Origin of the sequence: Micromonospora sp. WMMC415, from assembly GCF_009707425.1 — a bacterium.
Classification (GTDB): domain Bacteria; phylum Actinomycetota; class Actinomycetes; order Mycobacteriales; family Micromonosporaceae; genus Micromonospora.
Genome location: NZ_CP046104.1, coordinates 1,393,920 through 1,416,243, shown reverse-complemented (window position 1 = coordinate 1,416,243; position 22,324 = coordinate 1,393,920). Strand labels below are relative to the sequence as shown.

18 protein-coding genes and 1 riboswitch are annotated in these 22,324 nt (G+C 73.6%); of the genes, 6 read left to right on the top strand and 12 right to left on the bottom strand.

The window, feature by feature from the left end; all coding sequences use genetic code 11:
* Window positions 1-212: 212 nt before the first annotated feature.
* Complete coding sequence (locus GKC29_RS06960; protein WP_155330037.1) at window positions 213-1,607, top strand: FAD-binding oxidoreductase; 1,395 nt, start codon at window positions 213-215, stop codon at window positions 1,605-1,607.
* 52 nt (window positions 1,608-1,659) lie between these two features.
* Here the strand turns inward: GKC29_RS06960 and GKC29_RS06955 are convergent, their stop codons facing one another.
* Complete coding sequence (locus tag GKC29_RS06955) at window positions 1,660-2,181, bottom strand: hypothetical protein (RefSeq protein ID WP_155330036.1); 522 nt, start codon at window positions 2,179-2,181, stop codon at window positions 1,660-1,662.
* Between the two features lie 86 nt (window positions 2,182-2,267).
* Window positions 2,268-4,100, bottom strand: a complete 1,833-nt coding sequence (locus GKC29_RS06950) for a glycerol-3-phosphate dehydrogenase/oxidase (protein WP_155330035.1) — start codon at window positions 4,098-4,100, stop codon at window positions 2,268-2,270.
* A 179-nt stretch (window positions 4,101-4,279) separates the two neighbouring features.
* Here GKC29_RS06950 and GKC29_RS06945 point away from each other — a divergent pair, with 179 nt between their 5' ends.
* The 3 genes from GKC29_RS06945 (at window position 4,280) to GKC29_RS06935 (ending at window position 8,139) form a co-directional block, all read left to right on the top strand.
* Window positions 4,280-6,841 carry a S8 family serine peptidase gene (locus GKC29_RS06945; protein WP_370463317.1) on the top strand — a complete coding sequence of 854 codons (2,562 nt, stop codon included), beginning with the start codon at window positions 4,280-4,282 and terminating at the stop codon, window positions 6,839-6,841.
* 82 nt (window positions 6,842-6,923) lie between these two features.
* Entirely contained in the window at window positions 6,924-7,853 is a 930-nt protein-coding gene (locus GKC29_RS06940; protein WP_155330034.1) for a GNAT family N-acetyltransferase, read from the top strand.
* 85 nt (window positions 7,854-7,938) lie between these two features.
* The gene (locus GKC29_RS06935; RefSeq protein WP_155330033.1) at window positions 7,939-8,139 is read left to right on the top strand and encodes a hypothetical protein; all 201 of its coding nucleotides are present in this window, start codon (window positions 7,939-7,941) and stop codon (window positions 8,137-8,139) included.
* 57 nt (window positions 8,140-8,196) lie between these two features.
* Here GKC29_RS06935 and groL read toward each other — a convergent pair whose 3' ends face one another.
* From groL to GKC29_RS06920, 3 genes are all read right to left on the bottom strand, one after another.
* Window positions 8,197-9,819, bottom strand: coding sequence for a chaperonin GroEL (gene groL, locus GKC29_RS06930; protein WP_155330032.1), 1,623 nt, complete (start codon window positions 9,817-9,819; stop codon window positions 8,197-8,199).
* Between the two features lie 276 nt (window positions 9,820-10,095).
* Window positions 10,096-10,974, bottom strand: coding sequence for a hypothetical protein (locus GKC29_RS06925; RefSeq protein WP_155330031.1), 879 nt, complete (start codon window positions 10,972-10,974; stop codon window positions 10,096-10,098).
* A 437-nt stretch (window positions 10,975-11,411) separates the two neighbouring features.
* Window positions 11,412-11,615, bottom strand: coding sequence for a cold-shock protein (locus GKC29_RS06920; protein ID WP_067305333.1), 204 nt, complete (start codon window positions 11,613-11,615; stop codon window positions 11,412-11,414).
* Between the two features lie 212 nt (window positions 11,616-11,827).
* Between GKC29_RS06920 and GKC29_RS06915 the strand changes: the two genes are divergently transcribed.
* Window positions 11,828-12,373: a GNAT family N-acetyltransferase gene (locus GKC29_RS06915; protein WP_155330030.1), complete on the top strand. Its 546-nt coding sequence runs from the start codon at window positions 11,828-11,830 to the stop codon at window positions 12,371-12,373.
* Window positions 12,374-12,438: 65 nt separating this feature from the next.
* Here GKC29_RS06915 and paaN read toward each other — a convergent pair whose 3' ends face one another.
* From paaN to GKC29_RS06895, 4 genes are all read right to left on the bottom strand, one after another.
* Entirely contained in the window at window positions 12,439-14,112 is a 1,674-nt protein-coding gene (gene paaN, locus GKC29_RS06910; protein WP_196255830.1) for a phenylacetic acid degradation protein PaaN, read from the bottom strand.
* A gap of 52 nt (window positions 14,113-14,164) precedes the next feature.
* Window positions 14,165-15,184: a GNAT family N-acetyltransferase gene (locus GKC29_RS06905; RefSeq protein ID WP_155330028.1), complete on the bottom strand. Its 1,020-nt coding sequence runs from the start codon at window positions 15,182-15,184 to the stop codon at window positions 14,165-14,167.
* Between the two features lie 283 nt (window positions 15,185-15,467).
* Window positions 15,468-16,754: a threonine synthase gene (gene thrC / locus GKC29_RS06900; protein ID WP_155330027.1), complete on the bottom strand. Its 1,287-nt coding sequence runs from the start codon at window positions 16,752-16,754 to the stop codon at window positions 15,468-15,470.
* Between the two features lie 10 nt (window positions 16,755-16,764).
* Window positions 16,765-16,900: riboswitch (SAM riboswitch) on the bottom strand.
* A gap of 152 nt (window positions 16,901-17,052) precedes the next feature.
* Entirely contained in the window at window positions 17,053-17,280 is a 228-nt protein-coding gene (locus GKC29_RS06895; protein WP_155330026.1) for a winged helix-turn-helix domain-containing protein, read from the bottom strand.
* Between the two features lie 307 nt (window positions 17,281-17,587).
* On the opposite strand from GKC29_RS06895, the gene GKC29_RS06890 reads away from it, so the two are divergent.
* The gene (locus GKC29_RS06890; RefSeq protein WP_155330025.1) at window positions 17,588-17,833 is read left to right on the top strand and encodes a hypothetical protein; all 246 of its coding nucleotides are present in this window, start codon (window positions 17,588-17,590) and stop codon (window positions 17,831-17,833) included.
* A gap of 110 nt (window positions 17,834-17,943) precedes the next feature.
* On the opposite strand, the gene GKC29_RS06885 is transcribed toward GKC29_RS06890, so the two are convergent.
* From GKC29_RS06885 to GKC29_RS06875, 3 genes are read right to left on the bottom strand one after another with little or no spacing between them, the layout of a single operon-like run.
* Window positions 17,944-18,336 (bottom strand): hypothetical protein, encoded by a 393-nt coding sequence (locus tag GKC29_RS06885; protein WP_155330024.1) that lies wholly within the window; start codon window positions 18,334-18,336, stop codon window positions 17,944-17,946.
* Window positions 18,337-18,382: 46 nt separating this feature from the next.
* Window positions 18,383-19,276 (bottom strand): ABC transporter permease, encoded by an 894-nt coding sequence (locus GKC29_RS06880; RefSeq protein WP_155330023.1) that lies wholly within the window; start codon window positions 19,274-19,276, stop codon window positions 18,383-18,385.
* Window positions 19,276-22,143 carry an alpha/beta fold hydrolase gene (locus GKC29_RS06875; protein WP_155330022.1) on the bottom strand — a complete coding sequence of 956 codons (2,868 nt, stop codon included), beginning with the start codon at window positions 22,141-22,143 and terminating at the stop codon, window positions 19,276-19,278. The genes GKC29_RS06880 and GKC29_RS06875 overlap by 1 nt, the downstream gene beginning before the upstream one ends.
* Window positions 22,144-22,324: the final 181 nt, after the last annotated feature.

Genomic DNA, 22,324 nt, shown 5'->3' with positions numbered 1-22,324 from the left:
CGGGCCACGGCGGGTACTACCCGTGCCGAGCCGTCCCAATCCCTGCGGTATCCGAAGCGTCCCCGCTCAGGGTACGCGGCGGACTCGCCGGCGGGACCGGTCTCCTCGACCGCTGGCGAGGTCGTCAGAGGGGATCCGGGGGCCGGAAGTACAAGATCGTGAGGGCGGGGAGCGGGTTGATGATCAGTTGGCCCGGGTCGTAGCCTCGGCGCATGGGTCCCCTCCTCGACGAACTGCGTGCCGCGCTCGGCGCCGACGCGGTGCTGACCGATCCGGACCTGCTCCGGATGCACGAACGGGACGAGGCGGACCTCTGCGCCTCCGGCACGCCCCTCGTGGTCACCCGTCCGCGTGACACCGCCCAGGTGGCGGCTGTCGTCCGGACGGCGGCCCGGCACGGCGTACCCGTGGTGCCGCAGGGAGCTCGCACCGGGCTGGCCGGCGCGGCGAACGCGGTCGACGGCGCCGTGGTGATCAGCACGGCGGCGCTGGACGCGATCCTGGAGATCGACCCGGTCAGCCGGATCGCCGTGGTGCAGCCCGGGGTGGTCAACGCGACGCTCGCCGCCGCCGTCGCCAAGCACGGCCTGTGGTACCCGCCCGACCCCGGCTCCTGGGAGTCGTCGACCATCGGCGGGAACGTCGCCACCAACGCCGGCGGCATGTGCTGCGTCAAGTACGGCGTGACCACCGAGTACGTGCTCGGCCTGGAGGTGGTGCTCGCCTCCGGCGAGGTGCTGCGCACCGGCCGGCGGACCGCCAAGGGCGTGGCCGGGTACGACCTGACCCGGCTCTTCGTCGGCTCCGAGGGCACCCTCGGCGTGATCACCGAGGTGACCGTCGCGCTGCGTCCCGCCCCGGCGGAGTCGCTGACCATGGTCGCGGTCTTCCCCTCCACCACCGCCGCCGGCGCCGCCGTGGCGGAGATCGCCGCCCAGGGGCTCTCCCCCAGCCTGCTGGAGCTGCTCGACCAGACGCACCTGCGGGCGATCGAGGCGTACCGCCCGATGGGGCTGCGGACGGACGCGCAGGCGCTCCTGCTGGCCGCCGTGGACACCGGCTCGCGGGCCACCGAGGACCTGGCCGGCCTCGCGGCGGTCTGCGAGGCGGCCGGCGCCGACGAGGTGTACGCGGCCACCGACGCGGTGGAGGCGGCGGCGCTGCTCCAGGCGCGGCGGCTGGCGCACCCGGCGATGGAGAAGTTCGCCGCCGACACGTACCCGGCCGGCAACGGCGGGCTGGTCATCGACGACGTGGCGGTGCCCCGCGGGGCGCTGGCCGCCATGCTCGACGGGGTGGCGCGGATCGCCGCCGAGTGCGACGTGCCGATCGGCGTCGTGGGTCACGCCGGCGACGGCAACCTGCACCCCAACATCGTGGTGGACCGGGCGGATCCGGCCAGCCTGGAACGCGGCCGCCGGGCCTTCGACGAGATCATGCGGCTGGGGCTCGACCTGGGCGGCACCTGCACCGGCGAGCACGGGGTCGGCCTGCTCAAGCGGGACTGGCTGGCCCGCGAGATCGGCCCGGTGGGCGTACGGGTGCACCAGGCGATCAAGGCCGCGCTCGACCCGACCGGCCTGCTCAACCCCGGCAAGGTCCTCTGACCCGCCGGCCCGCGCGTCGGACGCGCCACCCGGGTACCGCCCAGCGCCGGCTTCAGGAGGTCGGCTCGGCCGGGGTGGCCTGGGTCAGCAGCAGCAGGATCTCGTGGGCGATCGGCGGCTTCTCCTCGCCCGGGCAGTCCTGGGAGGTGATCAGGCCGGACGCGGTGAGCAGGCTGGAGGTCAACGCGTCGATGCAGGTGACCCGGTACTGACGGGCCTGATCGGTCTCCTTCGCCAGACCCGGGTCGGCGAGCAACCTCTGGAGGCGTGCGAGCTGCTCCGCGGTGAGCGCGCCCGCCGACGTCACCCCGTCGCCGGCGCAGTCCACGCACTCCCACCGGCCGTCGACCTCCACATTGAGTGTCCGCAGCGGCCCCGACTCGCCCAGCTTCTGGAGCAGGCTGACCCGGCCCTCGCTGATGGTGGCCGCGTTACCGAGTTGCTGCTGGGGCGGCGCCGACGGGTCCGGGCTCGGCGAGCCTCCCGCATCGGCTCCGGAGCAGCCGGCGAGCACGACTGCCAGCAGCGTGGCGACGGAGAGCTGAACCGGACGCGACCAGGATGCGGAAAGCACGCGCCGAAACTTACCCCACCGTAGGTAGCGCACGTAACCCGCCGACCGGTCGGGCATCGATGATGGACGTTCCCCGGGTGGATCGGTCAGCGGGACGAGGACGGAAGTTCAACCGAGTCGCCGTCCCCGCCGCGGTCCGCGGCGAAGCCCCGGACGTCCGGCGCGCCGAGCCGGGCCGCGTCGGCGGTCGCGTCGTCCGGCATGAGCTGGGAGTTCCGCTCGGCCTCCACCCGCGCCCGGTAGTGCGCGATCTCCCGCGCCCGCACCTCGGCGTCCCAGCCGAGCACCGCACCCATCAGCTCCGCGGCGTGCTCGGCGGACTCCAGGCCGCGGTGGGCGGTCTCGATGGAGATCCGGGTACGCCGGGTCAGCACGTCCTCCAGGTGCAGCGCTCCCTCGGCGCGGGCCGCGTAGGTCACCTCGGCGGCCAGGTACTCGGGCGCGCCGGCCAGCGGTGAGGCGAGCAGCGGGTCCGCGTCGACCAGGGCGAGCAGTTCCAGGGTGAGCGTGCCGTACCGCTCCAGCAGGTGCTCCACCACGCCGACCGGAACAGCGTGCCGGCGGGCCAGGTCGGCCCGGTCCCGCCACATCGCCGCGTACCCGTCGGCGCCGAGCAGCGGAAGGTCGGCGGTGCGCGACGGACGCACCGACCCCATCCGGTGGGCGGCCCGGTCGACCACGTCCGAGGCCATCACCCGGTAGGTCGTGTACTTCCCGCCGGCCACCAGCAGCAGGCCGAGCATCGGCTCGAACACCGCGTGTTCCCGGGACAGCTTCGACGTGGAGTCCGCCTCGCCGGCCAGCAGCGGTCGCAGGCCCGCGTACACGCCCTCGATGTCGGCGGTGGTGAGGGGCCGGTCCAGGACGGTGTTGACCTGCGTCAGCAGGTACTCGATGTCGCGCGCGGAGGCGGCCGGGTGGGACCGGTCGAGCCGCCAGTCGGTGTCGGTGGTCCCGATGATCCAGTGCCCGCCCCACGGGATGACGAAGAGCACGCTCGTCGCGGTACGCAGGATCAGCCCGGTCTCGCCGGTGATCGCCGACCGGGGCACCACCAGGTGTACGCCCTTGGAGGCACGGACCCGGAGGCCGGGGCGCAGCCCGACGTCGTTGAGCATCCGCGACATGTCGTCGCTCCACACGCCGGTGGCGGCGATGACGGTCCGGGCGCGTACCTCGAACTCGGCGTCCGGGGAGCCGGCCGGCGCCTCCAGGTCGCGGACACGGACCCCGGTGACCTCCCGGGCCTGCCGGATGAGACCGACGGCGCGGGCACTGGTCACCACGGTCGCGCCGAGGCTGGCGGCGGTCCGGGCGAGGGTGACCACCAGGCGGGCGTCGTCGACCTGGCCGTCGTAGTACCGGATGGCGCCGGCCAGGCCCTCCGCCTTGAGGCTGGGGAAGGTCCGGCGGGCGCCCTCCCGGGTCAGGTGCCGGTGCAGGGGCATCCCCCGGCCGCCGCCGAAGATCCCGGCGAAAATGTCGTACGTCGCCACTCCGGCCCCGTAGTAGGAGCGACGGAAGACGCGGGCAGGCAGGTCGCGCAGGCCCTGCCCGGCCGGGAGCGGCACCAGGAACGGCACCGGCCGGACCAGATGCGGCGCGAGGCGGGTGGCGAGCAGCCCCCGTTCGGTGAGCGCCTCGTGGACCAGGTGGAACTCGAGCTGCTCCAGGTAGCGCAGGCCGCCGTGGATCAGCTTGCTGGACCGGCTGGACGTGCCGGCGGCGTAGTCGCGCGCCTCGACCAGGGCGACCTTGAGGCCGCGCGAGGCGGCGTCCAGCGCGGCGCCCGCGCCGGTCGCCCCGCCGCCGATCACCAGGACGTCGAAGCGCTCCGCGGCCAGGCGGCGCAGGTCGGCGGCCCGCCGCTGCGGGGAGAGCTGGCCGGCGGCCGCTCGGGAGACGTTGGGGTCGCGCACGCCTCCACCGTAACCGCTCGGCCCACGCCGGCGGCGTCCACGACGCCCGCCCGGAGACGCTTCGGGATCTTGCAAGTTTTTCGGCCCGTCGCGGGGCCGTTCCTTTCCACGATCCCGTCCCGGGCACGGATCGGGCCGCCACTCCTGCCGACTTTGTGACGGCGACGTACTGTTTGCCCGTGCAGCCTGAACGCCCGGGACATCTCGCCCCGACTCCGCACGGCGCAGAGCCGGGAAGCCCCTGGGCGGTGGTGGCCGCCGTGGCCACCGGGCTGTGGATCGTCGGGCTCGTCGTGCTGTCCCAGTTCGGTGGCTGGCTGGCCGACCAGATCCTGCTGGCCTCCGGGCTGGACCGGGCGGTCTGGCTCTGGCCCGTGGTGGCCGTCGCCGTCGTGCTCCTGGCCGGTACACCCGCCCTGGCCCTGGCCCTGGCGCCCCGCTCCGCCGCCGTCCGCACCACCGGTCGCGTCTGGCTGGGCGGGCTGCTCGCGTTCGGCGCGTTCGTCCTGCTCCGGGCGCTACCGCCGGTGCACCACGAGGCGTACCTGGCCGCACTGGCCGCCACCGCCGCGCTGGCCGCACTCGTCGTGCGGCGGCTGCGCCGGCGGGCGGCGGTCACCCCCGTCGCCGCGCCGCCGGGCGGACCCACCGCGGCTGCCCCGGGCCGGCCGGCCGCACCGGGCGTCGCGACCGGACCCCCGACCGCGCCGAACGCCCCGGACGGACCCCCGCCGGCACCGGAGCCGGCGGCCGGCAGCGACGGCGGGGCGGACGAGCACCGGCCCTGGGCCCAGGGAAGGGTGTCGCGTCCCGCTCCGGTGACGCTGCTCGGGTTCGCGGGCGGCCTCGCGCTGCTGCTGCCCTGGGTGTGGATCGGTGCGCTCGGCGGGCTGCTGGAGACGCTGCTCGCCGGGCTCGCCGCCGCGGCGGTCGGCGTACTGGCCGCCGCGTTGCTCGGCGACGCCTTCTGGTCCCGGTTCGCCGTCGGCACGCCGCCGCGACCGGCCCGCCTGGTCCTGGTCGGCGGCCTGGTCGCCGGCGTCGCACTGCTGCCGCTCGGCGCGGGCGTCGGGCAGTCCGGCGCGCAACTGCCGCTCCTGCTGACCCTCCCCCCGGCCGGATTCGCGCTGGCGGCCCTGGCCGCGGCGGGGCGGCGCACGGCGGCCGGCGGCGGGGCCGCGACCGCCTGGCTGGTCGGGCTCGCCGTGTTCGGCCCACTCGCCTGGACCGACGACGAGGAGATCAGCGTCGTCCTGGCGGCCACCCGCGACGTGCCGTTCTGGGTGTCGGTCGCCGCCGGCGCCGGGCTCGCCGTCGCGGTCCTGCTCGCCGTCGGGTACGGCGTGCTGCTCGCCCGGCGGCACGCCGCCACGCCCCGGCGGGCCGTGGCCGCGGTGGCCGCCGCCGTCCTGCTGCTCACGACGGGGCTCGTGGCCGTGGGGCCGGGACAGCCCGGCCTGCACGGCGAGCGGCTCTTCGTGGTGCTGCGGGAGCAGGCCGACCTGAGCGACGTACCGACCACGACCGGCCGCGCCGGCCGCGACGCCCGGGCCCGGGAGGTCTACCGGCGGCTCGTCGAGACGGCCGAGCGTACGCAGGCCGACCTGCGCCGCGACCTGCGCCGCGTCCGGCTGGACCACACCCCGTACTACCTGGTCAACGCGATCGAGGTCGACGGGGGGCCGGCGGTGCGGGCCTGGCTCGCCAGCCGCTCCGAGGTGGACCGGGTCCTGGTCAGCCAGCGGATCCGTCCGCTGCCCGCGCCGGCCGCCCCCGCCCGCGGCGGCGCCCCCGCACCCGGCGGTCCCACCTGGAACGTCCGGCTGATCGGCGCCGACCGGGTCTGGTCCGAGCTGGGCGTCACCGGTGCGGGCGTGACGGTGGGCAGCTCCGACTCCGGGGTGGACGGCGCGCACCCGGCGCTCGCCGGCGGCTTCCGGGGCGGCGGCGATTCCTGGTACGACCCCTGGGACGCCACCGCCACCCCGACCGACCAGGGCGGGCACGGGACCCACACGCTGGGCAGCGCCGTCGGCCGCAACGGCGTCGGAGTGGCTCCCGGCGCCTCCTGGACCGGCTGCGTCAACCTGGACCGCAACCTCGGCAACCCCGCCTACTACCTGGGCTGCCTCCAGTTCATGCTGGCGCCCTTCCCGGCCGGCGGGGACCCGTTCACCGACGGCCGCCCGGACCGCGCTCCCGACATCCTGACCAACTCGTGGGGCTGCCCGGCGATCGAGGGCTGCGACCCGCGTGCGCTGCGGCCGGCCACCGCCGCTCTGGACGCCGCCGGCATCCTGACGGTCGCCGCCGCCGGCAACACCGGGCCGCACTGCCGCTCGGTCGACGACCCGCCGGCCCCGTACGACGACGTGCTGACCGTCGGTGCGGTCGACCGGCAACGGCGGGTGGCGCAGTTCTCCTCGCGCGGCCCGGCTCCCGGCGGAGCGGCCAAGCCCGACCTGGTGGCGCCCGGCGACAAGGTGCTCTCGGCGATGCCCGGTGGCGGGTACGCCGAACTGAGCGGCACGTCCATGGCGACCCCGCAGGTGGCGGGTGTGGCGGCGCTGATGTGGTCGGCGAACCCGGCGCTGGTCGGTGACCTCCCCCGGACCCGGCGGATCCTGACCGAGACCGCGGCTCCGGCCGTGCCCGGCAACGACACGTGCGGCGACCAGCGGAACGTGACCGGCGCCGGCCTCGTCGACGCGTACGCCGCCGTCCGCGCCGCCCAGCGGTAAGGAAGGGCCCCTTCCTAACGCCTCGCGTAGTAAAAGGGCCCCTTCTTAACAGAAGCGCTCGGGTGACCTAGGGTCGGCGTCCATGGAGGTCGACATCGTCGAGTTGGGCCCGGACCGGCGGGCCGCCGTGGTGGAGTTGTGCGGCCGGTCGCTGGACCTGCCGGAGGACGCCGCCGAGGCACCGGCCATCGTGGACGTACTCTGGCCCCGGGCCACCGCCGACCGGCCGGTGGTCGCGCTCGGCGCGTACCGGGACGGCCGCCTGACCGGCGCGCTCATCGGCTCGCTCTCCGGACGGGACGGCACGCAGGGACACGTCGACCTGGTGGCGGTGGACCCCGGGCACCGGCGGCGCGGCGTCGGGCGGGCGCTGCTGTCGTACGCCGAGGAGAAGCTCGCCGGGCTCGGCGCGGTGGAGGTGCTGCTGGCCGGCAACCCGCCGTACTACGCATGGCCGGGCATCGACGTGCGCTACACACCGGCGGTCTGCGCGGCCCAGGCGCTCGGCTACACCCAGGATCGCACGGCCTGGAACATGACCGCCGACCTGTCGTACGACGGCAGCCCCGCCCTGCGCACGACGGTGCCGGCGGAGGAGCGGCTGGCCGGCCAGGGCGTCACCGTGCGGCGCGCGGAGCCGGCGGACCTGCCGGCGCTGGCGGCCTTCGCCCGGTCGGTGTTCGGCGGCACCTGGGACGCGGAGCTGGCCGGCTCGGTCGGCCGGTCGCTGGCGGGCTGTCACCTGGCGGAGCGCGACGGCGAGGTGCTCGGCTTCGCCGCGTGGGGGTCGTCCCGGCCGAGCTGGTTCGGGCCGATGGGCACGGCGCCGGCGGCCGAGGGGACCGGCATCGGCGGGGTGCTGCTGCGCCGCTGCCTGGCCGACCAGCGGGCGGCGGGGTTCACGGCGGCGCAGATCGGCTGGGTGGGGCCGGTCCGGTTCTACTCGGGCAGCGCGGGTGCCCGGATCGAGCGGGTCTTCTTCCTGTACCGGAGGACACTCGCGGATCGATAACGGGCGAATAGGATAGATCACCTGATAGCGTCATTCGCCCCCGTCGCCCATCGATGCCCCCTACCGTTTCGGTAGAGGAGGCGCCATGACCACGGACGACGAACGCCCCGGCCCACTGCCCTTCGACCGCCTCGACTACGGCGACGCGGAACAGCGGGCGGAGATGGAGGGCATCGACGACTCCCCGGCGGACGAGCCGGCGACGGTGGTGGACGAGCCGGTCCAGGTGCCACAGCCGTACGACCGGGCGCAGAAGCGGCGCAACCAACGGCCGTTGCCGACATGACGAAGAGGGGCGGACCGCTGACGCGGCCCGCCCCTCCCGGTCTCGTGGAGCCTGGACTCAGAAGTCCATGTCCCCGCCGCCCGGGCCGGCCGGGGCAGCCGGGGTCTTCTCCGGCTTGTCCGCCACGACGGCCTCGGTGGTGAGGAAGAGCGCCGCGATCGACGACGCGTTCTGCAGCGCCGACCGGGTGACCTTGGCCGGGTCGATGATGCCCGCGGCCAGCAGGTCCACGTACTCGCCGGTCGCGGCGTTGAGGCCGTGGCCCGCCTCGATGTTGCGGACGTGCTCGACGACGACGCCACCCTCGAGGCCGGCGTTGACGGCGATCTGCCGCAGCGGGGCGTCCAGCGCGATCTTGACGATCTGGGCGCCGGTCGCCTCGTCACCGGTCAGGTCCAGCTTGTCGAAGGCGGTCTTGCCGGCCTGCACCAGCGCGACGCCACCACCCGGGACGATGCCCTCCTCGACGGCGGCCTTCGCGTTGCGGACGGCGTCCTCGATGCGGTGCTTGCGCTCCTTCAGCTCGACCTCGGTGGCCGCGCCGACCTTGATCACCGCGACACCGCCGGCCAGCTTGGCCAGGCGCTCCTGCAGCTTCTCGCGGTCGTAGTCGGAGTCGCTCTTCTCGATCTCGGCCCGGATCTGGTTGACCCGGCCCTGGATCTGCTCGGCGTCGCCGGCACCGTCGACGATGGTGGTCTCGTCCTTGGTCACCACGACCTTACGGGCGCGGCCCAGCATGTCGAGGCCGACGGCGTCGAGCTTGAGGCCGACCTCCTCGCTGATGACCTGGCCACCGGTGAGGATGGCGATGTCGGCGAGCATCGCCTTGCGGCGGTCACCGAAGCCCGGCGCCTTGACGGCGACCGACTTGAAGGTGCCGCGGACCTTGTTGACGACCAGCGTCGCCAGGGCCTCGCCCTCGATGTCCTCGGCGATGATCAGCAGCGGCTTGCCCGACTGCATGACCTTCTCCAGGATCGGGAGCAGGTCCTTCACCGAGGAGATCTTGCTGTTGACGATCAGGATGTAGGGGTCGTCGAAGACGGCCTCCATCCGCTCCGGGTCGGTCATGAAGTAGGCCGACACGTAGCCCTTGTCGAAGCGCATACCCTCGGTGAGCTCCAGCTCCAGGCCGAAGGTGTTGCTCTCCTCGACGGTGATGACGCCTTCCTTGCCGACCTTGTCCATCGCCTCGGCGATGATCTCGCCGACGCTGGTGTCACCAGCGGAGATGGAGGCGGTGGAGGCGATCTGCTCCTTGGTCTCGACGTCCTTGGCGAGCTTCAGCAGCTCCTCCGAGACGCTCGCGACCGCGGCCTCGATGCCCCGCTTCAGGGCCATCGGGTTGGCACCGGCGGCCACGTTGCGCAGGCCCTCGCGGACCAGGGCCTGGGCCAGGACGGTCGCCGTCGTCGTGCCGTCACCGGCGACGTCGTCGGTCTTCTTCGCGACCTCCTTGACCAGCTCGGCGCCGATCTTCTCGTACGGGTCCTCGAGCTCGATCTCCTTGGCGATGCTCACACCATCGTTGGTGATGGTGGGAGCGCCCCACTTCTTCTCGAGCACGACGTTGCGGCCCTTGGGGCCGAGGGTCACCTTCACGGCGTCGGCGAGCTGGTTCATGCCCCGCTCGAGGCCGCGGCGAGCTTCCTCGTCGAACGCGATCATCTTGGCCATACGGCGTTGTCCTCCTGGACACTCACGGGCCACCCGAGTGTGTGCCCCGGATGGGCCGTCTGGTGTACGCACCTTGGGACGTCGCCACCTGGCGACGACGACGTCCGCCGGCCGGGCCGGATAGCCCGCGACGACCGGCCATGTGCCGCACCCGGTGCCTCGCGACTCCGCGTGCGGCCGTGGCCCTACCGCCCCGACCATTGGCACTCACGGTCTGCGAGTGCCAATGACCTGTTTAGCACTCTCCCTTGCCGAGTGCAAGCACGACCGCCCCGATCAGCCGAGTTCGGCGGCCAGGCGCCCGGCGTTCACCGGCGCCTCATGAGCACGCTGCTCGGCGTACGTCACGACGAGCCCGACCTGCTGGGCGAGGTGGGCCGGAAGGGACAGCAGCGCGGTGATAGTCACCACGGCGAAGATGCCCAGCGCCGTGCCCGGCGACCCCAGCGGGGCGGTGCCCAGCGGCGCCGCGGCCACGGCCTCGATCACGCCCGCCGCCACCGTCACCATCAGCACCACGGCCGCGATCAGCACCACCCGGCCGAGCACCAGCCCGAGGCGGTCGTGGAACATCCGGAACGAGCGGCCGATCGGCGCCTGACGCTCGAAGAGGTACACCGGCCCGGCCAGGCTCAGGGCGAAGGCGAGGTAGACACCGGGCAGCACACAGAAGCACACGCCGATGCCGATGAGCAGCCCCATCAGCAGGCTCCAGCCCCAGAGGCCGAGGGCGCGACGCAGGCCGTAGCGGAGCGCACCGGCGAGGCCGACTCCCTCGCCGGCCGCTTGACGGGTGATCACCCAGGTGCCCGCCGCCCAACCCAGGCTCTGCACCAGGCCGAAGACCACCACTGCCCCGAGGGTGACGGCGAACAGGGTGGCCACGTCCGCCCCGAAGCCGTCGGGCAGCGCCGCCGGGTCGTCGGTACCGGCGGCCGCCCACTCGGCACTCGGGTCGGTCGCGTACGTGACGATCGCGATCACCACGGCCGGCAGCACCTGGGTCAGCAGCACGATCGGCAGGAGGAGGCGCCAGCCGCGCCGGACGGCCCCGAGGCAGCGGTTGAACCACCCCTCCAGGCCTCCGCCGGGCGGGGTTACCAGTGGATCGGCCGGGTCGTACCCGGGCAGGACGCCACCCGGGTACGGCGGCACGGGCCAGGCCGGGGCACCCGGATAGCCGGGCGGGCCCCACGGCTGCCCGGCAGCGGGACCCCACGGGTACGGGGACGCCTTCGGACTGCCGGGGTACGGCGGCGACGCGGCCGGGTCCCCGTACTGCGGTTGCGGCGCGGCCGGGCCCCACGGGTTCGTTGGCGGCGCGGCCGGGGCCCACGGATCGGATGGTGGCGCGGATGGCACCGTCGGATCCGAGGCCGGCGGCACCGATGTGGCACCGGACGCAGGGTCGGGATCGCCGGGCGCTGGCGACGGCACGGTCGGGGGTGGCTGGTCGGACAAATGAACCCTCCTCAGCGAGCGCTGGAACGGTTCATGATCTTCCCTGGTGTGCTGCCGGCACCGTACCCCCCGACCGGCCGCGGTCTCGGCGGATCACGGCCGGCGGTCCGCCCCGTCGGGCCGGAGGCCGCTCAGGCGATGACGCGCACCCGCTCGGCCTGCGGCCCCTTCTGGCCCTGGGCGATCTCGAACTCCACCCGCTGGCCGTCGTCCAGCGCCTTGTAGCCGTCCATCTCGATGGCGGAGAAGTGGACGAACACGTCCTGCCCGCCGTCGACGGCGATGAAGCCGTAGCCCTTTTCGGAGTTGAACCACTTCACGGTGCCCTGTGCCACGGTGCACTTCCTCACTCTGCGCGGCGTTCCCACTCACCCCGGGACCGGGCGCGCCGGACCGCGAGGCGGCACCGGTTCGGCGAGCGGCGACGGCCGCTGAATCGGTGACCGAAATCGCACGCTACACGAGGCGTGACGGCGGCGCACGACCACAAATCGGGCATATTCCGAGCGTTCCACATTGCCGTTCTTCGCTGTGGTAGGCATTCGGCATGACGAGCACTCCGGGCGGGCGCGGCCCGGGGCAGGTGGCGATGGCACGGGCGCGGGTGCGCCGGGTCCGGCCGCGCGACGCCGCCCGGATGCGGGCACTGCGGCTGGAGATGCTCGCCGACGCGCCGCTCGCCTTCCTGGAGACGATCGCCGACGCGGCCGCCCGCCCGCACGCCGAGTACGCGGCGCGGATCGCGTACACGTCCACGGGCACGGACACCGCCCAGTTCGTGGCCGACCCGGGCGGCCGTCTGGTCGGGCACGCGGGCGGCACGGTCGCACCCGAGGAGCCCGGGCTCACCGTCGTCTACGCCGTGTACGTCACCCCCTCCTGGCGGGGCACCGGCCTGCTCGCCGACCTGATCGACGCGGTCGCCGGCTGGTCACGGGCCTGCGGTCGCCGCGAGCTGATGCTGGAGGTCGTGGTCGGCAACGACCGGGCCTACCGGGCGTACCAGCGGCTGGGCTTCGTCGACACCGGCGTACGCGTCCCGCACCCGACGATCCCGACCCTGACCGAACTCCAGATGCGCCGCCCGGCGTGAGCGCGCGCGTTAAGAAGGGCCCCTTCCACTACCTGAGGCGTTAAGAAGGGGCCCTTCCTTGCACCTCAGGCGTGGCGGCGGCTCTGCACGACGCGGAACCGGTTGGCCACGTACGCGCCGTCCGTCAGCGCGGCGTTGGCCGCCGCGTTGGCGCCGCTGCCGTGGAAGTCGGAGAACGCCGCCGACTGGTTCACGAACACGCCGCCGGTCAGGTTGGCCGACAGGTGCACCCCGACCTCGATCGCCGCCGCCTCGGCCGCGTCCAGCACGGCCTCGTCCCGGGAGTAGACCGCCGCGGTCAGCGCGCCCTTCTCACCGACGGTGGACCGCAGGACCTCCAGGCTGTGGGCGGTGGAGTCGGTGGCGATGGCGAAGGAGATCGGCCCGAACCACTCCCGCGCGTAGGTCGCGGTGTCGCCCGCGTCCAGCTTGACGATGGTCGGCGTCCGCACGACCGCGCCGGGGAAGGCGGGGTGTTCGACCGTACGCGACTCCAGCACCGGCTCGCCGACCTTGGTCACCTCGTCGAGGCGCTCCAGCACCCCGTCGTTGACGATCGCGCCGGTCAGCTCGACGCCGCGCGCCGGGTCCGCGGTGAGCTTGCCGACCGCCGCCGCGATGCCGCCGGCCACCTCGTCGAAGCTCTTGTGCCCCTGGTCGGTCTCGATGCCGTCCCGGGGGATCAGGATGTTCTGCGAGGTGGTGCACATCTGGCCGCTGTACAGGGTCAGCGTGAACCCTAGGTTGCGGCACATCCCGGCGAAGTCGTCGGTGGAGTCGACCACCACCGTGTTCAGGCCGGCCTTCTCCGTGTAGACCTGCGCCTGCCGGGCGTTGGCCTCCAGCCAGTCGCCGTACTCGGTGGAGCCGGTGAAGTCGACGAGCTTCACGGACGGGTGGAGGGCCAGCGTCGACGCGAGCTTCTCGCCGGACGCCTCGGTGGCCAGCAGCACCAGGTTGGGGTCGAACCCGGCCTCGGCGAGCACCTCCCGGGCGTACTTCACGGTGACGGCGAGCGGCAGCACCGCCCGCGGGTGCGGCTTGACGATGACGGGGTTGCCGGTGACCAGCGAGGCGAAGAGCCCGGGGTACGAGTTCCACGTGGGGAACGTGTTGCATCCGATCACCAGCGCCACACCGCGCGGCACGACGTGGAACGTCTTGGTCATCCGCAGCGGGTCGCCCTTGCCGGCCGCCTTCTCCCAGCCGGCCGTCCCCGGGTGCCGGGTCATCTCCGCGTACGCGTACGCGACGGCCTCCAGCGCGCGGTCCAGGGCGTGCGCGCCGCCGGCCTGGAAGGCCATCACGAACGCCTGGCCGCTGGTGAACTGCACGGCGTTGGCCAGCTCGAACACGTTCTTGTGCAGCCGGTCGAGGATCTCCAGGCACACGCCCGCCCGGGCCTGCGGGCCGGCGTCGCGCCACGCGGGCAGCGCGGCGGTGGCCGCGGCGACGAGTTGGTCGCCCGCCGCGTGCGGGTAGCGGACGCCCAGGTCGACACCGAACGGGCTGGCCTCGGTGGCGACCGTGCTCCCGTCGCCGGGCTGGTCGAGGGGGAAGTCGCGACCGAGGTACGCCTCGAAGGCGGCCTTGCCGTCGGCGGCGGCGGTCTCGCCGTACACCCGCGGGCTGGGTGACTCCGGGTAGGCGGACCAGTACCCGCGTTCCGAGATGGCGGTCAGCGCACGGGTGAGGGTGTCGGCGTGCCGGTCGTACAGGGGGTGCGGGGTCTCCGTCATGCCCGCCATCATGCAACAGAAACCCGCACGATCAGTAGTGGCGTGTCACAACTCAGATCGTCAACTGCCAGTCCGTCCAGCCGTCGACCGGCCGGAAGCCGATCTGCTCGTTGATCCGGATCATGTGCTGGTTGACCGCCGCGTTCCAGGTGTCGACGGCGCGGAGCTGTGGTTCGTTCGCAAGCGCGAACCGGAGATTCTCGATCTTGACGAGGAGGCCCAGGCGGTGGCCCCGGTGGTCGGGGTCGACGATGGTGGTCTGCTGCCAGGCGTGCCACGGCGAGCCGGGGCTGACGTCGACCATGGTCCAGGCGACCAGCCGGCCGCTCGCCTCGTCCACCGCGCCGTAGTGGTAGGTGCGCCGTCCCCGGGCCGACAGCGCCGCCTCGGTCGCCCGGATCCGCCCGGCGTCGATGTTCTCCGCCTCCAGCGTCAGGTCGCCGATCGGCGCGTCGGTGTTCATCCGGCTCTCCAGCCGGGCGACGTCGGCGACGTACTCCTCCGGAACCGGACCGTGCCAGCCCACCGCGCGGTAGCCGGCGGAGCGGGCGCGTGCGCCGGCCAGCAGCGCGTCCAGGGCGGCGTGGTCGAGCGCCGTGACGTCCAGCCGGCGCCGAACCTCGGCCAGGGCGGCGTGGGCCCCGGCGGCCGCGGCGAAGGCCGCGCCGGCCTCCGGGCGCGCCGGCCCGTCCGGCAGCGCCACCACGGTGTCGCAGTAGAGCCGCTTGCGGCCGTGCTCCCGGGCCACCTCGACGGCGTACGCGAGCAGCGCGCGACCCACACCCCGGCGCCGGTGCTCCGGGTGGACGACCAGGTCCACGCTGGCGTTGTCCGTGTTGTCGAGTTGCGGGAACCGCACTTCGAGGTGCCCGGCCGCCACGCCGTCGAGCCGGGCCAGCGCGCGGGTCACGACGTAGCCCGGCATCGGGTGGCGGGCGTACGCGGCGAACTCGTCCCGGGTCTGGACCGGGAAGTCGGGCAGGTCGACGGTGGCGACCGCGGCGGTGATGCGGTGCGCCTCGTCGATCGCGGCCGGGTCGGCGGCGTCGTACGGGGTGACGGCGATGCTCATGGGAGCGAGCGTGCGCCGAAAACGCGATCGGGGCCAGCGGTTTTCCGCCGGCCCCGATCGGACGTGGTCGGGAGGGACGATCGCACAACGCCTCCGGCGCTGGGTCGTAAGAACTTCGCAAAGTCTCCGGCGAAACGCCCTCCCGCACGGAGCATCTTGCGCCGCCCGGTTGCTGTCGTCAAGTCCTGGACGGTGCGTTTCCTGCACTCAGTGCGAAAAGCCGATTACTGCGCGGATCGCCCGATCCCCCGTTCGGGTGATTCGCGCCCACGTCGGTGATCGGTCAGCCGAGGAGGCCGGCGTCGCGGGCGGCGCGGAGGGACGGTTTGATCCGGTGGGTGGGGCCGACCTGGCCGGCGACGGCGTCGAGCGTCTTCAGGCCCTCGCCGGTGTTGAAGACGACCGTCTCGGCGGCCGGGTCGAGGCGGCCGGACTCGACGAGCTTGCGCAGCACGGCCACGGTCACCCCGCCGGCCGTCTCGGCGAAGACGCCGGTGGTCCGGGCGAGCTGTTGGATGCCGGCGCGGATCTCGTCGTCGTCGACGTACTCCATCCAGCCCCCGGTGCGCCGGACCGCTTCGAGGGCGTACAGGCCGGCGGCCGGGTCGCCGATGTTCAGCGACTTCGCGATGCCGGTCGGCTTGACCGGGGTGATGGTGTCGCTGCCGGCGTGCAGCGCGGTGGCGATCGGGTTGCAGCCGGCCGACTGCGCGCCGAACACCTTCCAGCCGCCGGCCGGGGCCTCCACCAGCCCGATCTCGACGAGTTCGCTGAACGCCTTGTCGATCTTCGTCAGCAGCTCGCCCGAGGCCATCGGGATCACCACCTGGGCGGGGATCCGCCAGCCGAGCTGTTCGGCCACCTCGTACCCGAGCGTCTTCGACCCCTCGGCGTAGTAGGGGCGCACGTTCACGTTGACGAACGCCGTGTCCTCGAACTCGTCGGTCTCCACCAGCTCGCCGCAGAGCCGGTTCACGTCGTCGTACGACCCGTCGATGGCGACCAGGTCACCCCCGTACACGGCGGTGGTGATCACCTTGCCCTGCTCCAGGTCGCTGGGGATGAAGACCACCGACGGCGCGCCGGCGCGGGCCGCGTGCGCGGCGACCGAGTTGGCCAGGTTGCCGGTGGAGGCGCAGGCGAACCGGCTGAAGCCGAGCGCCCGCGCGGCGGTCAGCGCCACCGAGACCACCCGGTCCTTGAAGGAGTGCGTCGGGTTGGCGCTGTCGTCCTTGACCCACAGCGGCGCGGTGATGCCCAGCTCGGCGGCGAGGTGCGGCGCGGCCACCAGGGGGGTCAGCCCGGGGTCGAGGGTGACCCGGGTGGCCGGGTCCTGACCGGCGGGGAGCAGCGCGGCGTACCGCCAGATGTTCTGCGGGCCCGCCTCGATCCGCTCGCGGGTGACGGCGGCGAGGGCGGCCGCGTCGTAGTCGACCTCCAGCGGGCCGAAACACTCGTAGCAGGCGTGCTGGGCGACGAGCGGGTAGCGGGCCGAACAGGCGCGGCAGACCAGGGCGCGGGCGGGGCCGGCGGCGGTGTCGATGCCGGAGGCGGCGAGCGTCGACGTCATGTCGAGATTCCTCTCATCTTCCCCCGCGTCGCGCTCTGCGGCGGGGACGGAATTGGCACCTGCCCCGCCGGTCGCTCTGCGATGAGCACGCGGGGTGGTTGCCGGGGCGTCGTCGGGCCGTATCCCTCAGCCCCTCTGGATGAGGTATGCAGTTGTGTCGCCGAGTCTAAGCATCGCCAGCCGGCTGTCCACCGCTCGTTCCCACGCTGTGGCCAGATGTGACCTACTCCGCAGGGACGAAGACCGCGGTTGGCGCGCTTTGGAGCTGATCCATCTGTGCGATCGGTCGAGCGGGAAGCTACTCGGCGCGCTCGCGAACATAGACGCCGCGCCCGGGCGACCCGATGACGACGCCGCGATCGCGGAGTAGCGCCACGGCCCGGGCCGCGGTCGAGAACGACACCGAGTACAGGTCGGCGAGCTTCGAGTACGAGGGCAGCTTGTCGCCGGGCCGGTACTCACCGGCCTGGATGCGCGCCGTGATGTCGGCGGCGATATCGACGTAGCTGAGCGGGATGGCGGGCATGAATCCTCCGGGTTGGCACCTCCATCTGATCACCCGACCGCGACGAACCTCAAGAACATCGTTGACCTATGTCACTAGGTTGAATAGCATCGAGCCGAGTCGTCCGGGTTGGCACCAGGGCGGATTCACCCGGGTGGACGCCCGGGTTGCCGGGGCGGCACGGCCGGTCGCCCCGGCGCTCAAGAACGTCGGTCAGCACCCATGAGCCGGCCCGGGGCGGGTGCCGGGCTCCGGACGGCAGCCACCCGGGCGGTTGCCGTCCGCCCCCGCCCGCCTCGATGCCCCCCGACCAGCGAAGAGGAGTGCGATGGACGCGCCACGCTGGATCATCCACCTGCCCACGACGCTGACCAGCCAGGACGCGGCGATCACGCTGGCCGAGGCGCTACGCGACTCGCTCGGGCACGTCACCGTCCTCGACTTCGGCGAGGCAACGCTGAGCGAGGAGGATCGCCAGTTTCTGCGTACCCGCGTCTGGTGCGACCACCGCCTGCCCGGCGGTCTCCGCTGCACCCGCCGCGCCGACCACCACGGCGACTGCTCGGCGGCCTGATGACGTATCCGGCTCAGCTCCAAAGCAGCCAGTCTGGCGGGCCGCCTGCGTGGGTTACATCAGGGTCTTGGAAAGCAGGGGCCCCGCCAGGGCCGAGCCATCCGAGGTCTCTAACGGCGATTGGTCACCGCCGCGTAGGCGAGGCTGCCGACCAGCATGCCGAGGCCGGAGGGGAGGAGTTCCGACCAGGGAAGCGGCAGATGCCGGACCACCAACCGGGTCGTCACGGCGGCGGCTAGACCGGCAACGACCAGCGCGGTCAGCGCCCACCGCCACCGGCGATGCTGCCGGCTGACCGACACGCCCAGCGCTGCCCACCCGAGGATGAGACCGAACTCCGCGAACCACGGGACAAGGGCGGCTAAGGACGCGACAGCGAGGCCGACGACGGACACATGAAGTGCCGACCGGATCGAGACGGTCTGGTCCGATGCAGGGACGTACGTGAGCTGGTCGTCACTTCCGCGGGCCCAGCGTCCGAACGTTTCCGCTTCCTCGGCCACGCCTCATCGTCGCAGCCTCCAGGGCCCAAGCGCCTCCCCGTGCCGGCTAGGACACGACGTCCTTGCGGGTGAAGCGCCAGAAGGCCAGACCCCAGAAGAGGGTCGCGTAGCTGATCGCGGAGATACAGCCGCGCACCACGTCGTCGGTCTGCACGGGCGTCGACAGCAGTCCCAGCCAGGCGGTGCTGTAGTGCGTCGGAAGGAAGGTGCGCAGCACGCCGAGGGCGGTGATCTGGTCGAGGATGCTGGACAGGATCCACAGCAGCACCGCGCCGCCGACCGCGCCGAGCGCGGCGTCCGTCGACACCGACAGCAGGAACGCCAGGCCGGCCACCACGAGGAGTACGACGGCCAGGTACCCGAGCACCGCCAGCAGCCGCAGCAGCCCCTCGCCCGGCTCCAGCTGGGCGGCGACGGTGCTGCGCAGCGGCTCCCACCCGTAGCGCAGGGTGCCCAGCAGCAGGGCGGTGCCGGCGAGCAGCAGCAGGGCCAGGGCCGAGTACGCGAGCGCGACCAGCAGCTTCACCGCGAGCAGCCGGGCCCGCGGCACCGGCACGGCGAGCAGGTAGCGCAGGCTTCCCCAGCTCGCCTCGCTCGCCACGGTGTCACCGCAGAACAGCGCCACCACGACCACCAGCAGGAACGACGCCGAGACGAAGATGGTGAACAGGGTGAAGTTCAGCCCTCCGGTGGTGGCGAACTCGATCAGGCTGCCGAACTCGCCGCGCCCGTTGTCGTCGTCGTCGCCCGAGTCGAACTGGAACGCGATCAGGATGATCAGCGGCAGCAGCACCATGAAGCCGAGCGCGAGCTGCGTACGCCGCCGCGACGCCTGCCGCCGGAACTCGGCGACGAACGGCAGGGTGGCCGACGGACGGTAGCCCGCCGCCGCGCCGGACGCCGCCCCGCCGGCACCACTCCTGGACGACGTACCGACCATCACCGGTCCCCGCTTCCCCGAGAGTTCTCGCCGACCAGGGCGAGGAACGCGTCCTCCAGGCGGCGCCGGGGCACCACCCGGTCCACCCCGATGCCGGCCCGGACCAGCTCGGCTACCACCTCGCTGCGGGCGGTGCCGTTGGTGTCCACGACGAGCTGGCCGTCACCGTCGGGAAGCACCCGGACGCCCGCCAGGCGGTCCAGTACGGCCCGCGCGGCGTCCGGGTCGGTCACCTCGACGAGGACGCTCGGCGACTCGCCGACGATCTCCTCGACCGGACCGGACGCGACGATCCGGCCCTTGTTCACCACGACGGCGTGGGTGCAGGTCTGCTCCACCTCGGCGAGCAGATGGCTGGAGACCAGCACCGCGCGCCCGCCGGTGGCGTACCGCTGGAGGACCCGGCGCATCTCGGCGATCTGCGGCGGATCGAGCCCGTCGGTCGGCTCGTCGAGGACCAGCAGCTCCGGCAGGCCGAGCATGGCCTGCGCGATGGCGAGGCGCTGCTTCATGCCGTGGCTGTACGTCTTGATCTTCCGGTGCACGGACGCGCCCAGCCCGGCGATCTCCAGCGCCTCGTCGAAGTGCGCGTCGTCCCAGGGCCGGCCGGTCGCCCGCCAGTACGCCTTCAGGTTGTCCAGGCCGGACAGGTGCGGCAGGAAGCCGGGCCCCTCGACCAGCGCGCCGATCCGGGACAGCACCGGCGAGCCGGGCACCAGCCGGTGCCCGAACACGTAGATCTCCCCGGCGGTGGGCTGGGTCAGCCCCATCAGCACCCGCAGGGTGGTGGTCTTGCCGGCGCCGTTCGGGCCGAGGAGGCCCACGACCTGCCCCGGGTGCACCTCGAAGTCCACGTTGGAGACCGCGACGAAGCCGTCCGCGTACTCCTTGCGGAGTTCCCGGACGACCAGCGGCGTGTCCGCGTACGCCGGGTGGACGCTGCTCTCCTGGCGGCGGTGCCGGCGGCGGAGGACGGCGACGAGCACGACGAGCCCGACCGCGATCGCGGCGAGCAGGCCGGCGAGGACCCAGCGCCAGACGGTGGCCGTGGTGGGGATCGGCTCGCCGGTGACCGTGGGCAGCGCGACCGCGCCCCCGCCGAGGGCCACGGTGTGCACGGTGGGCTCGACCGGCGTGGCGTACGCCTGGTCGGAGGTCGCCACCACCAGCCGCAGCCGGTGCCCGGCCTCGATCCGGCGGACGATCGCCGGCAGGGTGACGGTGACCGGCGCGGCGTCCTCGACGGCCGGCGGGAGCCCGGTGAGCCGGACCGGCGCGACCAGCCCGTTGGGCAGGGTGGCCGCGCCGCTGGGGTCGACGTCGTAGAGCTTGACGAAGAGCACCGCCTCGCCGGTCGGGGACGCGGCGCGGACCGACACGGTCGGCGCGCCCACCACGTCCACCGCCTCGGGCAGCGGGGCGGACTCGAAGCGGGCGTGCTGGCCGGGGATGTCACCGGCGACCCCGCCCAGCAGCGAGGAGAGTTCGCCGGCGAACGGCACCGAGGAGATCGCGGCCGGGTTGCCCGCCGGCGGGTTGGCGATCCGCTGCGGCGGGCCGGCCACCACCACCTCACGCCGGCCGGTGCCGGTGATCCCGGGGTAGTCGGTCGTGCGGTAGCCGCTGGCGACCAGCCCCCGGTCGAGGGCGTCGAACCCGGCGATCCGGGAGAAGGTGAAGTCGTCGCCCGGCGCCGGGCCGGTGCCCTCGACGTAGTGGTCGAGCCACTGCACGGTCAGGAACTTCACCCGGTCCGAGTCGGTGGTCGGACCCGCCCCGCCGTCGTGGCCGCCGGTGTACCAGGCGACCCGCACCGGGGTGCCGTTCGCGGCGATCCCCCGCGCGTTGGCGTCGGCCTCGGCGAGCGGGAAGAGGCTGTCCGCCGCGCCCTGCACCAGCAGGGTCGGCGCGTCGATCCGGTCGAGGACGCCGGCGGGACTGGACCGGCGCAGCAGGTCCACGCCCGCCTGGTCGGCCCGCCCGGTGGTGGCGATCCGCAGGTACGCGGCGCAGACGTCGGGGGCGAACCGCCCGCACGCCGGGTCGGCGGCGCGGGCCGGGGCGCGACCCGGGCCGGTCCCGGGGCCGGCCGTCGGGCCGGGGCTGGGCGGCCCGGCCGAGGCGGGCGCGCCCTCCGGCTGGGCAGCGGTCGTCCCGGAGATGCCGGCCGGCCCGGAGCCGACGTTCCCGCCGCCGCCGAAGAACAGTCCCGCCCAGCTCTTCTTGAACACGCCCTCGACCGGCTCCCGGCCGGTGCTCTCCGGCAGGAACGCGCGGGAGAGGTCGTTCCAGGTGATCATTGGGACGATCGCGTCGACCCGCCGGTCCTGGGCGGCGAGCAGCAGCGCCAGGCCGCCGCCGTACGAGCCGCCCACCACGCCGACCCTCGGGTCGCCGGTGGCGTCGGTGCGGATCTCCGGTCGGGCGGCGAGCCAGTCCAGCAGCCGCTGCGCGTCGCGTACCTCGTAGTCGGGGTGGTCCAGGTGGATCTGCCCGCCGCTGCGTCCGAAGCCGCGGGCCGTCCAGGCGAGCACGGCGTACCCCCGGCCGGCGATCTCCTCGGCGTCGGCGCGTACCGACTCCTTCGTGCCGCCGAAGCCGTGCGCGAGCAGCACCGCCGGCACCTTCGCGCCGGCGGACGCCCCCTCCGGCAGGTAGAGCGTGGTGTCCAGATCGACCGGCTCGTCGCCGGACGGTCCGGACCGGACGGTGAGCAGCGCCGACTCGGTGCGCAGGTCCGGCCCCTGCGGCCGGACGGCCCAGGCCACGCCTGCGGCGAGCAGGACGACGACCGCCGCGGCGGCCACCGCGCGCCGGCGGGTGGGGCGGGCACGCCGGATCCGCGCGGCCGAGAACGGCGATCTCATGCGGCACACGGTACGGCCCGGATCCTGAGCGTTGCCTGAGATCCTCCGTACGTTCGTCCGGTTGGCCCGATCGGCGTGACGGGCTCGGGGCGACCGCGTCGGGGCCGGTCCATCCAGCGAGATGAATTCGGATCACGTGAATTCGGATCTTCAGCCGAAAAAGCGCTGATCATGTCAGATC

Coding starts and splice junctions, on each gene's coding strand:
- GKC29_RS06960 (WP_155330037.1), top strand. CDS start 213: ATGGGTCCCCTCCTCGACGAACTGCGTGCCGCGCTCGGCGCCGACGCG.
- paaN (WP_196255830.1), bottom strand. CDS start 14,112: ATGACGGAGACCCCGCACCCCCTGTACGACCGGCACGCCGACACCCTC.
- GKC29_RS06940 (WP_155330034.1), top strand. CDS start 6,924: ATGGAGGTCGACATCGTCGAGTTGGGCCCGGACCGGCGGGCCGCCGTG.
- GKC29_RS06905 (WP_155330028.1), bottom strand. CDS start 15,184: ATGAGCATCGCCGTCACCCCGTACGACGCCGCCGACCCGGCCGCGATC.
- groL (WP_155330032.1), bottom strand. CDS start 9,819: ATGGCCAAGATGATCGCGTTCGACGAGGAAGCTCGCCGCGGCCTCGAG.
- GKC29_RS06895 (WP_155330026.1), bottom strand. CDS start 17,280: ATGCCCGCCATCCCGCTCAGCTACGTCGATATCGCCGCCGACATCACG.
- GKC29_RS06880 (WP_155330023.1), bottom strand. CDS start 19,276: ATGGTCGGTACGTCGTCCAGGAGTGGTGCCGGCGGGGCGGCGTCCGGC.
- thrC (WP_155330027.1), bottom strand. CDS start 16,754: ATGACGTCGACGCTCGCCGCCTCCGGCATCGACACCGCCGCCGGCCCC.
- GKC29_RS06915 (WP_155330030.1), top strand. CDS start 11,828: ATGACGAGCACTCCGGGCGGGCGCGGCCCGGGGCAGGTGGCGATGGCA.
- GKC29_RS06890 (WP_155330025.1), top strand. CDS start 17,588: ATGGACGCGCCACGCTGGATCATCCACCTGCCCACGACGCTGACCAGC.
- GKC29_RS06935 (WP_155330033.1), top strand. CDS start 7,939: ATGACCACGGACGACGAACGCCCCGGCCCACTGCCCTTCGACCGCCTC.
- GKC29_RS06875 (WP_155330022.1), bottom strand. CDS start 22,143: ATGAGATCGCCGTTCTCGGCCGCGCGGATCCGGCGTGCCCGCCCCACC.